General features: G+C 60.6%; 13 protein-coding genes. 5 read left to right on the forward strand and 8 right to left on the reverse strand.

Annotation, left to right across the window (positions count from 1 at the left end):
• The first annotated feature begins 40 nt into the window (after positions 1 to 40).
• Complete coding sequence (locus tag BLS87_RS26650; protein WP_074757345.1) at positions 41 to 1,495, forward strand: TrkH family potassium uptake protein; 1,455 nt, start codon at positions 41 to 43, stop codon at positions 1,493 to 1,495.
• 136 nt (positions 1,496 to 1,631) lie between these two features.
• Here BLS87_RS26650 and BLS87_RS26655 read toward each other — a convergent pair whose 3' ends face one another.
• Complete coding sequence (locus BLS87_RS26655) at positions 1,632 to 2,639, reverse strand: AraC family transcriptional regulator (protein WP_074757386.1); 1,008 nt, start codon at positions 2,637 to 2,639, stop codon at positions 1,632 to 1,634.
• 137 nt (positions 2,640 to 2,776) lie between these two features.
• Here BLS87_RS26655 and BLS87_RS26660 point away from each other — a divergent pair, with 137 nt between their 5' ends.
• The gene (locus BLS87_RS26660) at positions 2,777 to 3,088 is read left to right on the forward strand and encodes an Mpo1-like protein (RefSeq protein WP_074757347.1); all 312 of its coding nucleotides are present in this window, start codon (positions 2,777 to 2,779) and stop codon (positions 3,086 to 3,088) included.
• 154 nt (positions 3,089 to 3,242) lie between these two features.
• On the forward strand, positions 3,243 to 3,848 hold the full coding sequence (locus BLS87_RS26665; RefSeq protein WP_074757349.1) for an HD domain-containing protein: 606 nt from the start codon (positions 3,243 to 3,245) through the stop codon (positions 3,846 to 3,848).
• 126 nt (positions 3,849 to 3,974) lie between these two features.
• Here the strand turns inward: BLS87_RS26665 and BLS87_RS26670 are convergent, their stop codons facing one another.
• The 6 genes from BLS87_RS26670 to recQ all read right to left on the reverse strand — a co-directional run bounded on the left by BLS87_RS26670 (position 3,975) and on the right by recQ (position 12,111).
• On the reverse strand, positions 3,975 to 4,790 hold the full coding sequence (locus BLS87_RS26670) for a UDP-2,3-diacylglucosamine diphosphatase (RefSeq protein WP_074757351.1): 816 nt from the start codon (positions 4,788 to 4,790) through the stop codon (positions 3,975 to 3,977).
• Between the two features lie 468 nt (positions 4,791 to 5,258).
• Positions 5,259 to 6,158, reverse strand: a complete 900-nt coding sequence (locus tag BLS87_RS26675; RefSeq protein ID WP_074757354.1) for a bestrophin family protein — start codon at positions 6,156 to 6,158, stop codon at positions 5,259 to 5,261.
• A gap of 121 nt (positions 6,159 to 6,279) precedes the next feature.
• A complete protein-coding gene (locus BLS87_RS26680) occupies positions 6,280 to 6,576 on the reverse strand; it encodes an Rdx family protein (protein WP_074757356.1) in 297 nt (98 codons plus the stop codon).
• A 3-nt stretch (positions 6,577 to 6,579) separates the two neighbouring features.
• On the reverse strand, positions 6,580 to 8,889 hold the full coding sequence (locus BLS87_RS26685; protein WP_143024491.1) for a FimV/HubP family polar landmark protein: 2,310 nt from the start codon (positions 8,887 to 8,889) through the stop codon (positions 6,580 to 6,582).
• A 136-nt stretch (positions 8,890 to 9,025) separates the two neighbouring features.
• Positions 9,026 to 9,460 carry a MarR family transcriptional regulator gene (locus BLS87_RS26690; protein ID WP_074757358.1) on the reverse strand — a complete coding sequence of 145 codons (435 nt, stop codon included), beginning with the start codon at positions 9,458 to 9,460 and terminating at the stop codon, positions 9,026 to 9,028.
• A gap of 524 nt (positions 9,461 to 9,984) precedes the next feature.
• Positions 9,985 to 12,111: a DNA helicase RecQ gene (gene recQ, locus BLS87_RS26695; RefSeq protein WP_074757360.1), complete on the reverse strand. Its 2,127-nt coding sequence runs from the start codon at positions 12,109 to 12,111 to the stop codon at positions 9,985 to 9,987.
• A gap of 211 nt (positions 12,112 to 12,322) precedes the next feature.
• Here recQ and BLS87_RS26700 point away from each other — a divergent pair, with 211 nt between their 5' ends.
• Together BLS87_RS26700 and BLS87_RS26705 are read left to right on the forward strand one after the other, a co-directional pair.
• The gene (locus BLS87_RS26700) at positions 12,323 to 12,910 is read left to right on the forward strand and encodes a UPF0149 family protein (protein WP_074757362.1); all 588 of its coding nucleotides are present in this window, start codon (positions 12,323 to 12,325) and stop codon (positions 12,908 to 12,910) included.
• Between the two features lie 10 nt (positions 12,911 to 12,920).
• Positions 12,921 to 13,334, forward strand: coding sequence for a YbaN family protein (locus BLS87_RS26705; RefSeq protein ID WP_074757363.1), 414 nt, complete (start codon positions 12,921 to 12,923; stop codon positions 13,332 to 13,334).
• An 844-nt stretch (positions 13,335 to 14,178) separates the two neighbouring features.
• Here the strand turns inward: BLS87_RS26705 and BLS87_RS26710 are convergent.
• Positions 14,179 to 14,298 (reverse strand): IS3 family transposase (locus BLS87_RS26710; RefSeq protein ID WP_143024435.1); only part of this gene is annotated, 120 nt, incomplete at its 5' end.

The following is a 14,298-nucleotide window of genomic DNA, read 5'->3' on the forward strand; positions in this document are numbered from 1 at the left end:
TAGAATGTGCGCCTTTCCACTACCTGATCAGAGCGACTGCATGGCGTTGCCGACTCTTCGCATCATCGGTTTCATTATCGGCATCTTCCTCATCACCCTGGCCATTGCCATGGTCGTGCCCATGGTCACGCTGTTGATCTTCGAGCGAACCGGCGACATGCCGTCGTTCCTGTGGTCGAGCATGATCACGCTGATCGCCGGGCTGGCGCTGGTGGGCCAAGGGCGTCCCGAGCACATTCATCTGCGCCCCCGCGACATGTACCTGTTGACCGTCTCAAGTTGGGTGGTGGTGTGCGTGTTTGCCGCGCTGCCCTTCCTGCTGACGCAACACATCAGCTACACGGATTCCTTCTTCGAGAGCATGTCCGGCATTACGGCCACGGGCTCGACCGTGCTCAGCGGGCTGGACAGCATGTCGCCGGGCATTCTGATCTGGCGCTCGCTGCTGCACTGGCTTGGGGGCATCGGTTTTATCGGCATGGCGGTGGCGATCCTGCCGCTGCTGCGTATCGGTGGCATGCGCCTGTTCCAGACCGAATCCTCCGACCGGTCGGAGAAGGTCATGCCGCGCTCGCACATGGTGGCCAAGTTTATCGTGCTGGTGTACGTCGGCATCACCGTGCTGGGGAGTCTGGCGTTCTGGTGGGCCGGCATGAGCCTGTTCGACGCGATCAACCACGCGATGTCGGCCATCTCCACAGGCGGTTTCTCCACCTCTGATCAATCCCTCGCCAAATGGCCGCAACCGGCCGTGCACTGGGTGGCGATCGTGGTGATGATTCTTGGCGCGCTGCCGTTCACCCTCTATGTCGCCACCCTTCGCGGTCATCGCAAGGCGCTGATCAAGGATGAGCAGGTTCAGGGGTTCATCGGCCTGCTGTTGGTGACCTGGCTGGTGATGTCGGCCTGGTACTGGGCGACCACCGACCTGCCGTGGTACGACGCGCTTCGGCACGTCGCGCTGAACGTGACCTCGGTGGTGACCACCACGGGCTTTGCGCTCGGGGACTACAGCCTGTGGGGCAACTTCGCGCTGATGTTCTTCTTTTATCTGGGCTTCATTGGCGGATGTTCCGGCTCCACGGCAGGCGGCGTGAAGGTATTCCGCTTTCAGGTCGCCTACATTCTGCTCAAGGCCAACCTGCATCAGCTCATTCATCCGCGCGCGGTCATCAAGCAGAAGTACAACGGCCATCGGCTGGACGATGAGATCGTGCGGTCGATTCTGACGTTTTCGTTCTTCTTCTCGATCACCATTTGCCTGATCGCCCTGGCGCTCTCACTGCTGGGTCTGGACTGGATGACCGCGCTGACCGGCGCCGCCAGTACGGTGTCGGGCGTCGGCCCGGGGCTGGGTGAAACCATCGGCCCGGCAGGCAACTTCTCAACGTTGCCGGACGCGGCCAAGTGGATTCTGTCGTTGGGCATGCTGCTGGGTCGTCTGGAAATCATCACCGTGCTGGTGCTGTGCATTCCGGCGTTCTGGCGGCATTGATTTAACCCAGGCCTGTAAGCCACACCAGTTCCCTGCAGGAGCGCGCATGCCTGCGATGGCGTTATGTCAGTTACACAGAGGCTGGCTGACCAACAGCTATCGCGGGCAAGCGCGCTCCTACGGGAGTCGGTGGTGACTACTCGATCGCTTTACGCACCCTGTATTCCCCCGGTGTCTCATCGAACCAGCGGCGGAACGCGCGGAAGAAGTTACTCGGGTCGGCAAAACCCAGAAGGTAGGCGATCTCCAACAGCGTCATCTGCGGCTGCGCCAGATATTGCTCGGCGAGTTCGCGGCGCGTGTCGTCGAGCAGGGTCTGAAAGCTGGTGCCCTCTTCCTGCAACCGTCGCTGCAACGTGCGCTGCGACAGGTGCAGGCTCTGGGCGACGGCTTCGCGCTTGGGTTCGCCTTGCGGCAGCAGACGGCAGAGCACCTGCCGCGCCTGATGCGTCACGCGGTTGCTCGCAAAGCGGGCCAGAAATTCTCCGGCAAAACGATCATGCAGCTTGGCCATTGCCTCATCGGCGGTCGGCAGCGGCGCTTCCATGTCTGCACGGTCAAACACCAGCGCGTCGTAAGGCGCATTGAACGTCAGTGGCGCGTGGAAGAACTTTTTATAGGGTTCGACGTTCTTGGGTTGATCGCCCTGAATCAGCACCTGACGCGGGTGCAATGGACGACCGGTGAGCCAGCCACAGAACGCCAGCGCGAACGCCAGAGAGGCCTCCGCGCTTTGTCGCGTGGGGGGCAAAAGATCCCCGTGCACCGTGAGTATCAGCGCATAGCCTTCAGGAAGAAGGCGAAAACTCAGGTCGGCACTGTCGGCGATGATCCGCTGATAACGCACCAACCGCTCGAACCCTTCTTTGAGGGTCCGGCTGGACATCAAAGCATAGCCGGCAACACTGAACGAGGCGGGTCGAACGACCCGGGCCATGTTAAGGCCAACCGCCGGGTTGCCGGACAGCTCGACAGCGCGTTGCCAGAGTCGGGTCATGGAGTCCTGCGGAAAGCGGGCGTCAGGGTTTTCCAGATCGGCATACACCAACCCCAGTTCCTTGAACAACGCCTGGCAGTCCAGCCCATCCATTTCCAGGGACTTGACGATCCCCATCGCCCAACTTGAAGAAGTCGTTTTTTCCATGCTCACGTCTTCTTGTTCAGAATCGGTCGCCCCCTGCGACGGATAGCCGAAGGATACTACGTTGGCACCCATTGTCACTGGCCGCCGGGCGTGCTCGGCTAAACTCAGTGACATGACAGGCATCAGAGAAAAACGCTGTGGATGACGCAAGAAGCTTCAATCGTTTCGCCGATTTCTATCCCTATTACCTGCAGGAGCACCGTGACAGCACCTGCCGTCGCCTGCATTTCATCGGCACGAGTCTGGTGATCCTGATACTGGCGACCGCTCTGCTCAGCGCCAGCTGGGTGTTGCTGTGGGTGCTGCCGCTGGCGGGTTACACCTTCGCATGGGTGGGGCACTTCTTTTTCGAGAAGAATCGGCCCGCCACGTTCAAGCATCCGTTCTACAGTTTGCTCGGCGATTTCGTGATGTACCGGGACATGCTGACCGGCAAAGTGCCTTTTTAAATGAGCAACGCAGGCTGATGACGGCCTATCAACGTCGCTTATAGCGCCGAGGGCAAGGCCCGCTGAGCCATCAAGCCGTCCCGCTCAGTCACACTATGGTGATCGACCCGGCCTACACTTCTTGCGTCACTGACAAGAAGAGCCGAAGCCGCCGATGAGCCACACAGACCAAGCACGTTTCACCCACATGAAGGACGGCACGCAGGAAGACTGGGCGATCATCGCCAAGGATTTCAGCGCCTACGCGCGACAACTGCCCGCGCGCATTCTCAGTCATCTTCGTTTGCTGGACGGTGATTTCGGCGGGTTCCCGGTGGACCGTCTGACCCATTCGTTGCAGACGGCGACCCGCGCGTATCGCGACGGTCGGGATGAAGAGTACGTGGTCTGCGCCCTGCTGCACGACATTGGCGACACGCTGGCGAGTTACAACCACCCGGACATCGCCGCCGCGATCCTCAAGCCTTTCGTCAGCGACGAAAACCTGTGGATGGTCGAGAAGCACGGGATCTTTCAGGGGTATTACTTCTTTCATCATTTGGGAATGGACCGACACCTGCGCGACACCTTCGCCGACCATCCGCAGTACCGCCGGACCATTGAATTCTGCGCCAAATACGATGCGGCGGCATTCGATCCCCATTACGAGAGCCTGCCGTTAAGCGTGTTCGAGCCGATGCTGGAACGGGTCTTCGCTCAACCTAAAAACTCGATCTACAAGGCTGCGATCGAGCAGAACTCAGCGAAGGTCCAGGCCTGACCAAAGACCTTATGCAGGCGCTTGCTTGACCGCGATGGCGTTAGGTCTGCACCCGGTTCGTTGACGGGTACACCACACCGCAACGCAGGCAAGCAAGCGCCTACAGGTCCCCCGCGGTGCGGCGTATCAGACCGTCTCGCCCACCGCCTCGGTCGCCAGGCTCTTGGCTTTGATGTGCGCATCGGCCAGCCGGAACAGCTCGATGGTGCCGTCCCAATGTTCGATCAGCGCGGTGCAAGACTCGACCCAGTCGCCGCAGTTGAGGTATTCCACCCCGCCCACCTGACGAATCTCGGCATGGTGGATGTGCCCACAGACCACACCGTCCAGCCCACGCTTCACGCACTCGTGAGCGATGGCTTCTTCGAAGTCGCTGATGAAGTTCACAGCCGTCTTGACCTTGTGTTTCAGGTACGCCGACAGTGACCAGTAGCCATAACCGTACTTGGCACGCCAGTGGTTGAGCCAGCGGTTGAGGGTCAGGGTGAACTCGTAGGCCGAATCACCCAGAAACGCCAGCCAGCGGTGATAACGGGTAATCACATCGAATTGATCGCCATGAATCACCAGCAGGCGTCGGCCGTCGGCGGTGACGTGCTCCGCCTCGTCCACCAACTGAATGTTGCCCAGAATCAGCTTGGAATAACGACGCAGGAATTCGTCGTGGTTACCGGTGACGTAGATCACTTCAGTGCCGCGCTTGCTCATGGTCAACAGACGGCGGATGACGTTGGTGTGCGCTTGCGGCCAGTACATGCCGCCACGCAGCTTCCAGCCGTCGATGATATCGCCGACCAGATAAACCCTGTCGGCATGATACTGCTTGAGAAAACCGGACAGGTGCTCGGCCTGACAATCCCGGGTTCCCAGATGTACATCGGAGATCCATAAGGTCCGGACACGTTGCTTACGACTCGGTTTCACGTTCTCGGCAATGCTCATGGATGACCTCCACTTTGGTTTCCACAAGGGTGGACCGGGTCAGTGAAGTGAACATGACGGCATTGTTGAGGTTTGATGACATGACAAACGAAGCAACACACTGGCGGGGTTCCAACGTTGCGGAGGCCGAACGACAGAACATCGATCACGGTGGGAGATTCTATGGCTCTCAAACCAGTGGTCTCAGTCCGTTTCTTTAGGGTCCAAAGCCTGACAGCACGCGCCACATCCCGGATGACGCAGAGCGTCATTGAATGTGTTACCACGCGGAGCGTGGGAACCATCAGATTGCTTGCGATGGGTGAATGACACACCGCATTCGTCAGCAAGCTCCCACAGGGTTTGTGTTCAGCCAGTGACAAGAATTCTTTACCCAAACAGCGAAAAGCGCTCTTCGCTCTTGATCTTCATACCGCAGCAGCCCAAACACCTCGCTCAGACGGATCAAACGTGACCCGGGGTCAAGCCTCAGGTCAACACGAAATCCACAGGCTCAAGCAGCGGCGGCAAGGGCGTTTCACCCAGGGCGTCGAGGATGTCGCGTTCAATCACGCGCACCAGCGCATCCAGCGGCAGGTCGTTTTCGTCGAAGCCAAACGGGTCCTCCAGTTCGTTACCAATCGCATCCAGCCCGAAGAAGGTGTAGCTGACGATCGCCATGAACAAGGGTGTGACCCAGCCCAGAGGTTCTGCAATCACGAAGGGCAAGAGGATGCAAAACAGGTAAATCGTCCGGTGCAGCAGCAAGGTGTACGGGAACGGCAGCGGCGTGCCCTTGATCCGCTCGCACGCGGTCACCGCGCGACTGATCACGCTCAGATGATTGGCCAGCAGCGTATAGCGCCACTCGTTGATCTGCCCGCTGTTGCTGGCATTGGAACATTGCAAACCAACCTCGCGCAGCACCCTGTCGCAAAAATTCGCGCCCTCTTCGGACGGCATCCGACTCAACCACGGCTGCGCGACCTTGCGCGCGTCCTCTCGGCGCAGCGTCGCACTCAGGGCGTGGGCAAACCCGCACAAGTCTCGCAGGACAGGACGGCGTACGCTCACGTCCTTGATCACCTGGGTTTCACGGATGATCGAGCGGATCTCGGTAATCACGTCGCCCCACGCCTTGCGCGCTTCGTACCAGCGGTCGTAGCAGGCGTTGTTGCGAAAGCTCATGAAGATCGACAGCGAGAGGCCCAGCAGGGTGAACGGCACAGCGCTGACCTTTGAAAAATACTCCGGGTGCAGGTTTTCAATCAGCACAATAAACGCGGCCAGCAGCGTCACCGCCAGACTGCGGACGGCAATACGTCGAGCAATCGACCCTTTGAGGGCAAGCAGCACGTTCAGCAGGTTGGGATGCGGTCGGACAATCATGAGGTCGGTCTATGCTCGGCGAAAGTGTCAGAAAGCCGGTTGAGCATAGGTCGGTGGTATCAACAGCGTCCAATCACTGTTAATGAAGACCCTATCGAGGGTTTCGATCAGTGATCGGGCGTCAGCTGTCGAGCGGGGTTTTGCGATCGTTATGGCCGAGGTCACGTTCGGGGTCGATCTGGTCGCGCACGCGCTGTTTGAGGACCTTGGCTTCGGGGAAGCCGCCGTCGGCCTTGCGCTCCCAGATCTGCACCGCGTTGCAGCTGATGTGGAACACGCCACCGGTGCCAGGCACCAACGACACCTTGCCCAGATCGTCACCAAAGGTGCTGAGCAATTCCTGAGCAAGCCAGGCCGCACGCAACAGCCACTGGCATTGCGTGCAATAGGTGATGACGATCTCAGGTTTCGCGGTCATGGCTCAGCCCAGTCCAGCCAGTAAATCACGGGCCGTTTGTTGAGGACCGTCGTCGGACTCATCGATGACCTGCTGCAACAGACGGCGTGCCTCATCGACATTGCCTTCATCGATCAACACCTGCGCTTCGTTGATCTTGCTCAGCGGCGCTTCATCCAGGTCCATCAGGTCGAATTCGGTGTCATCGGTCATGAAGCTGTCGAGAAACGCGTCGTCCATCAGGTCACTGTTGCTCTGTACGATCAACGCAGGCTCAGGTTCTTCCTCGAACTGCACGTCCATGTCCATCGTCTCGTCTTCTTCGGCGAAATCGCTGAGGAACTGCTCCTCCGGCATTTCGAAGACTTCCGGCAACTCCGTGAGGTTGGAGGCGAACGCTGGATCCAGCGCGGGCTCGGCATCAGGTGCAGGCTTGCGCGGGGCGGGTGCGCTGTCGAATGGATCGACCAGGTCCCAGTCGGCGTCCATCGACAGGTCGTCCAGGTTGAGCTGGAAGTCGTCCGCCGGATCGGGATTCAAGGCGGCGGCTGCGTTTTCGTCCAGTTGGCCTGCCTGCGTGTCGCTGGCTGCCGCAGCCGCCGCTGCTACCGCAACAGCAGCGCCCGCCACAACGGCCGGAGCCGCTGACGGCTCTGTCGTCGCCGGAGCCGGCGCCGTCGGGGCGACCTCCACATTGAGCTTCGGATAACGAGCGCGGATCTCTTTGAGCTTTTGCGCCTCAATCCCCTGACTCAGCAGGACCTTTTCCTCGGCGTCGAAGCCCGCAGTATCGCCCTGCTCTCCCAGCAACTCGAGAATGCGCATGCGCACGTCGGTGCGCTGCGGCTGCTTGTCCAGCGCCTCCCGCAGGATCGCCAAGGCTTCAGCAAAACGACCGTAAGCAATGTAGATGCTCGCACCGTCCAGCGCGTCAGTCGCTGCACCGGCGAGCCGCTGACCTGCGGGCGCGGTGGTGCTGGCAGCAGGCGCAGCGGTCGCGACCGGGCGCGGCGTCACGGCAGGCACTTCAAACACCGGCGTGACCGTCGCCTGCGCCGGTTTGATGATCGGCTCGACAGGCTCCGGTTGCAGCGCCAACTCGTTTTTGATCCGGTTACGACGAACCGACCACGCCAACGCAAGCAGTAACAGCAGCACCAGCAATGCGGCCAGGATTGTCGTCCATGGCAGATCGTCGTCATCCACCGGTTGCACCGGCACTGGCGCAGTCACCGGCGCAGGCGTTGTCGCCACCGGCTGGGTTTTCTGTACGGGAGGGGTTGCAGGCGCAGCAGCAGGCGCCGGGCGCGACGCCAGCGCTTTCATTTCCGCCAGTTGCGTCTGCAACTCGATGATCTGTTTGTCTTTGCCCGCCTCTTCCTCGTTCGCCTGTTGGACCTGCCCTTTGAGGTCGTCCACGGTCTTGGCCAACTGCTGGTTTTCCAGTGCGGTGGCGGTCAGTTGCTGACCCGCATCCGGAGTCGGCGCAGGGGCTCCCGGCACAACGGGCGCGGTGGCAGAAGCGGTGACCGGAGACTGGGCACCCGCTGCGGTGGCGGGTGTGGACGGCTTGGGCTCGATGGCGCTGTCCGGCAACAGAAGGCTTTGGCCCACCTTCAACTGGCTGCGATCCCCATTCGGGAACGCCTGAGGATTGAGGGCCTGAATACCGCTGATCAACTCGTTGCCAGAGGTCTTGCTGCCCGGCGCCTGCACACGGCGCGCGATGCCCGCCAGGGTGTCGCCGGCGGCCACTGTATAACGCTTGCCCTGCACAGCCTTTGGCGGTGCGACAGGCAATCGGGACTCATCGTTTTTCGCCCCGGCGGCAGGCGATTGAGTACGGCTGCGCGTCGCGGCAAGCCCTGTCGGCGAGTTCGGCGGGTCCAGCAAGACCGTGTATTCGCGCAACTGATCGCCGTTAGGCCGCACCAGGCGCACGACAAAATCCATGTAAGGTTCAGTGACGGCCTTGCGCGACTCGACATGCACGACGGCACGGCTGCCACGAATCACGGGGGTAAAGCGCAGGTCGTTGAGGAAAAACACGCGCTCCACGCCTGCCTTGGTGAAGGCTTCGGCCGGTGCCAGGGCAACAACGATTTCTTCAGGGGTCAGGCCGCCCGCCTCGATCAGTTCGATGTCAGCGTTGAAAGGCTGGCCGAGCGCCGAATGCAGGGTGATCTCGCCCAGGCCCAGCGCGGCCGCCATGGAGCTGTGGAGCATGAATGCCGACGCGACCGCCACGGCGAGCAACCCTGTGCGAAGACCCGACTGAACGCGAAGTGATGCGTGACTCCCGCGCCGACGACCGGCCTGAAAACTCTTCAGCATGCGAACCCTTATAAGGCAGGCTTCCCTGCAATTTCGTGATGCGGACACCGTGTCCGGGAAAAACCAGTATGGGTGCAAATAGAACAGGATGTTTCGACACGATCAACGTATTTGTCGCTGGCTCAACGCCATGAGCTCAGGATTTTTCCAGATTCGCCAGAATTGTCGAGTGAACCCGCAGGCAGACGCGCAAATCTTCCTCGTCGATGCCTTCGAACAGCTCGTGACGCAACGCCGTGGCAATGGTTTCGATTTTCTCGATCAGAGGCCTTGCGGTGTCGCACAGCAGGATCTTTTTCGCGCGGCGGTCTTCGACCACGGCCTGACGACGGACCAGCCCCTGATTCTCAAGACTGTCCAGCAGGCGGGCCAGTGTCGGGCCTTCCACGCCCACGCTTTGCGCCAGTTCACGCTGAGTTGGCGCTTCCTTGAAACGCGCCAGGTGCAGGAGGACCAGCCAACGGGCCTGGGACAACCCAAGATCGGCCAGACGACGGTCAAGCTCGGCACGCCAGCCACGAGACAAGCTGGCCAGCTGCATGCCAAAGCGGTGTTCTTCTGTTAACGGCATAGGTAACTCGATGGTTAAAGACGATTCCTAATTAATAGGCAGCTAACCATGGAGCTCGAAGCGAGGCAAGTGGCCGGACGTGGTGTTTCGTCGCAGAGGCAGGGTGAGTCCCAAGAGCGGCGGGTTTGGCGTGGAGAATGCGGCGCTGGGCGCGCTCTGGCTTTTAATCTTCATACCGCAGCAGGCCAGACATCTTTGATCGTTCCCACGCTCCGCGTCAGCGTGGACGCAGAGCGTCCTGGCAGGCATTCCCACGCAGAGCGTTGGAACGATCCTAACGTCGACGGGGGGCTGAACACAGAAACTGTGGGAGCTGTCGGAGGTTACGACGGTGGCGAATGCGGTGGGTCAGCAAAACAGATACCGACGGGCACCTCGCCTTCGTCAGCAAGCTGACTCCCACAGGGCCTCTGTCAGCCGAAAATCCGTGGGACATCGCCACACCTGCAGGCGCTGTCGGAGGTTCTGCAAACTCTTGGTCAAGCACCGGAGAGTCTTCCGATATGGGTGTGCGAGGGCGTGACCTAAACCTCAAACTCCGACTGCAACGCCGCGCGCACGCAATACAGCACGCCTTCGGGCACGCGGCCGGTGAACAGTTCGGCGATCGCGGCGACGGGAGGCAGCTCGCCTTCGCCGTCGAGGAAAGCATCCTGAATTTCACTGAGCAGGTCTTCGGGCAAATCCAGCGCCTGCTCCAATGACAGCTGCTGTTTGCCAATCGCCTCGGCGAGCATCGTGTAGACGTTCTTTTCAGAGCACTGGAGTTGACCGGCAATCTGCATCGGGGTCATCCCGGCTCGGGCCAGACTGATCAGTTCATGCCGCAGATCGGTCACGACACGCGGAGCAGGCGCTGAACCGCCAAGCACCTCCAGGAACGCCTCGCCATAACGCTCCAGCTTGCGCGCGCCCACACCGCTGACCCGTCCCATCTCGGCCATGGTACCCGGCTGGCTGCGCAGCATTTCCAGCAACGTCGAGTCGGGGAAAATAACGTACGGCGGCACACCGTGTTCTTCGGCGAGTTTACGGCGCAAGGCGCGCAAGGCTTCCCACTGTTCGCGCTCCTCGCCACGGACCAGTTGACTGGCCGGGCTGCCCGACGCTTTCGGCGTGGTTTGCGGTTTGAGGTCACGGCGCAGCTGCAGCGTCACTTCGCCACGCAGCAAGGGGCGACAGGTGTCACTCAAGCGCAGGCCGCCATAGCCTTCCAGATCGATGTCGGCCAGACCACGCGCCACCAACTGACGGAACAGGGAGCGCCATTCGCCCTCGCTGCGGGCCTTGCCCACCCCGAACACCGCCAGCTTCTGATGGCCGAAGCTCTGGACCTTGTCGTTTTCCTTGCCCAACAGCACGTCCACCAGATGACCGACGCCATAACGCTGGCCGGTACGGTAGATCGCCGACAGCGCCTGACGCGCCGGCTCGGTGGCGTCCCAGGTCTGCACGCCGTCGACGCAGTTGTCGCAATGGCCGCAAGGGTTGGGCATGTCTTCGTCGAAGTAGGCCAGCAGCGCCTGACGCCGGCAGCGCGTTTCTTCACACAGCGCCAGCATCGCATCCAGCTTGTGGTGCTCGACGCGTTTGTGGCGCTCGTCGCCTTCGGAGTTCTGCAGCATCTGCTTGAGCATCAACACGTCTTGCAGACCGTAGGCCATCCACGCATCAGCCGGCAGGCCATCACGCCCTGCCCGCCCGGTTTCCTGGTAATAAGCCTCCAGCGACTTGGGCAGGTCCATGTGCGCAACGAAGCGCACGTTGGGTTTGTCGATGCCCATGCCAAAGGCGATGGTGGCGACCATGATCAGGCCTTCCTCATTCAGGAAGCGGCGCTGGTTTTCCGAGCGTGTTTCGATGGGCAGGCCCGCGTGATACGGCAGCGCGGGATAACCGTTGTCGCTCAAAAAGGCGGCGGTTTCTTCGACTTTCTTGCGTGACAGGCAATAGACGATGCCCGCATCGCTGCGCCGCTCGGAGAGAAAGGCCAGCAACTGCTTGCGTGGCTGCTCCTTGGGCACGATGCGGTAGAAAATGTTGGGGCGGTCGAAACTGGACAGGAAGCGCTCGGCATTCTGCAAATGCAGACGGGTGACGATTTCTTCCCGCGTGCGCTTGTCGGCGGTCGCGGTCAGCGCAATGCGCGGCACCTCCGGGAACAGCTCGGCCAGTTGCCCCAGTTGCAGGTATTCAGGGCGGAAGTCATGGCCCCATTGCGAAACGCAGTGGGCTTCATCGATGGCGAACAGGGCAATGTTGAGGTTCTGCAGAAACGACAGCATGCGCGGCTGGACCAGACGCTCCGGCGCCAGGTACAGCATCTTCACTTCGCCCAGGCGAATCCGGTTGGCCAGGTCCCGTTGCTGTTCGGCGCTGAGGGTCGAGTTCAGCGCCGCCGCCGACACGCCCAGTTCTTCCAGGGTGGCCACCTGATCGTCCATCAGGGCGATCAACGGAGACACCACGACCGCCAGACCGTCACGCAACAGGCCGGGCACCTGGAAACACAGGGATTTGCCGCCGCCGGTCGGCATCAGTACCAATGCATCCCCACCACTGGCCACGCGCTCGATAATGGCACCCTGAAAGCCACGAAAACTGTCGTAGCCGAAGATGTCTTTAAGTACGCGTTGAGCCTGGTCGAGCATAAATACCCCGGATGGTGCCACTGCAGCGGGTGAAGATTCGCTGTAGAAATCGCAAAGCGCGGCAGTATACCGGAGCGCCCGGACAGATAGGACAGCCGTGACACGAGCGGTCGAAATTAGCAGCAATGCCGATTCCAAGGGCCTCGTGACTGGCATCTGCAGCGCTCAGGGCCTAGAATTCAGCATCGTTTATTTCCAAGGTAGTCCTTCAATGTCCTTCGCTGAGCAATTACACCGCCTGCAAGCCTTCCTCGACGCCGATGAGCTGCATGACGAAGCGCTGGACTATGTAGCCGCCCACGGCTACCTGACCGCGCTGTCGATCTGTGCCGAAACCGTGCCGGACCGTGAGTGGATCGACGCCTTGTTCGCCGAGCCACCGCACTACGCGGACCAGGCTCAGCACGAAGAGATCGAATCCACCCTGATCCTGCTCAAGGCGCACATCGCCCGTCAGCTGGCGTCGGACGAAGAATTCGAACTGCCTTGCGACCTTGACCTGGGCGATGACCCGGACGATTCCGAACTGCGCGGCTGGTGCATCGGTTTCATGGAAGGTGTCTTCCTGCGCGAATCGGCCTGGTTCGAGAACGACGAAGAGGAAGTCAGCGAGATGCTGCTGCCAATCATGGTCGGTTCGGGCCTGTTCGACGAGCAACCTGAGTTCGCCGACATCGCAGCGGATGCCAATCTGATGGACGACATGATCGTGCAGATCCCTGAGGCGCTGACCGCGCTGTATCTGCTGCTGCACGCCCCGGATGAAAAACCGGCGATCCTCAAACCTCGCCACCACTGAGTCGGCGCCTATGGCGCACGGCAGTTCCGGTGATTCCACACCCCGCACGAGCCGGTCCCGGTTCGTGCGGTATCTGTTGCAGGGCATCGGCTGGCTGAGCGTGGCGTTGGGTGTGATCGGGATTTTTCTTCCGGTGTTACCGACCACGCCTTTTCTTTTGCTGGCTGCCGCTTGTTTCGCGCGCAGTTCTCCCCGCTTTTATCACTGGCTGGTCGATCACCCTCGGCTCGGTCCGTGGATCGGTGGGTATCTGAACGGGGAAGGCATTCCGCTGAAAGGCAAGGTGTATGCGATCGGCCTGATGTGGATCAGTATCGGGGTTTCTTGCTGGCTGGTGCCGATGGTCTGGGCGCGGGTGTTTATGGGGGTGAGTGCGGTTTTGGTGACGGTTTATATCTTGCGGCAGAAGACGTTGCGGCGGTGAGGGCTTTTTCTGCTTACGCACGCTTGGCGCTCACAACGTTTATATATCCCAACATTTCGGGTGGCGGTTAAATCATGGTTTGGCCTAACGGCCAAACTGTTCCGCCTTCGGCGGGTTACTTGAAAAGACCCCAAGTAACCAAGGGTCTAGGCTCCTGGTTGGGCCCGACTGCGTCGGGTTCCTTCACTCCGGCGACACTCCGTGGGCCCGCCGCCATCGGCCATCCATGGCCGGGGGCGGCTCTCGCGGCATCCATGCCGCTCGGCCCACTGCGCATCGCCTGCGTTCAGCCTGCACCCAAGTCGCGTTTTGTGGCGTCTGGACTTACGAGGCAGGAAAAGCAAAAGCAGGATCAGGATCAGGATCAGGATCAGGATCAGGATCAGGATCAGCTTGCAGCTCTGCTTTTGATTCTGCCGAAGGCGTAGGAGCGCGCTTGCCCGCGATCTGCCGGGGACCGGCAGCAAGACCTGTGCATGCGGGTATCAGTCACAATTGAGTTGCCTGATTTTGCTACCGCTGCGCGGTAGATCGCGGGCAAGCGCGCTCCTACAGGAATCGCGTGATCCAATGCTTTTGATTTTTGCTTTCATAGCGCGATAGTCCAAACACTACAAAACGCGACTTGGGTGCAGGCTGAACGCAGGTGGCGCACAGTGGGCCGAGCGGCATGGATGCCGCGAGAGCCGCCCCCGGCCATGGATGGCCGATGGCGGCGGGCGCACGGAGCGTCGCCGGAGTGAAGGTACTCCGACGAAGGAGGAGCCCAACCGGGAGCCAACCCTTGGTTACTTGGGGTTATCAAGTAACCCGCCGATGAACTGACCCCCGAAAGTTGGACAAACTACAGACTCATTATCTGGCTTCGAAATTGTACCGGACTGAGGCCGTTGAGCTTCATGCTGATCCGCTCGTGGTTGTAGTAATGGATGTACTCGTCGAGCCCGGCTTCTAATTGCTCAAC

It is taken from the genome of Pseudomonas abietaniphila (genome assembly GCF_900100795.1).
GTDB classification, from domain to species: Bacteria; Pseudomonadota; Gammaproteobacteria; order Pseudomonadales; family Pseudomonadaceae; genus Aquipseudomonas; species Aquipseudomonas abietaniphila.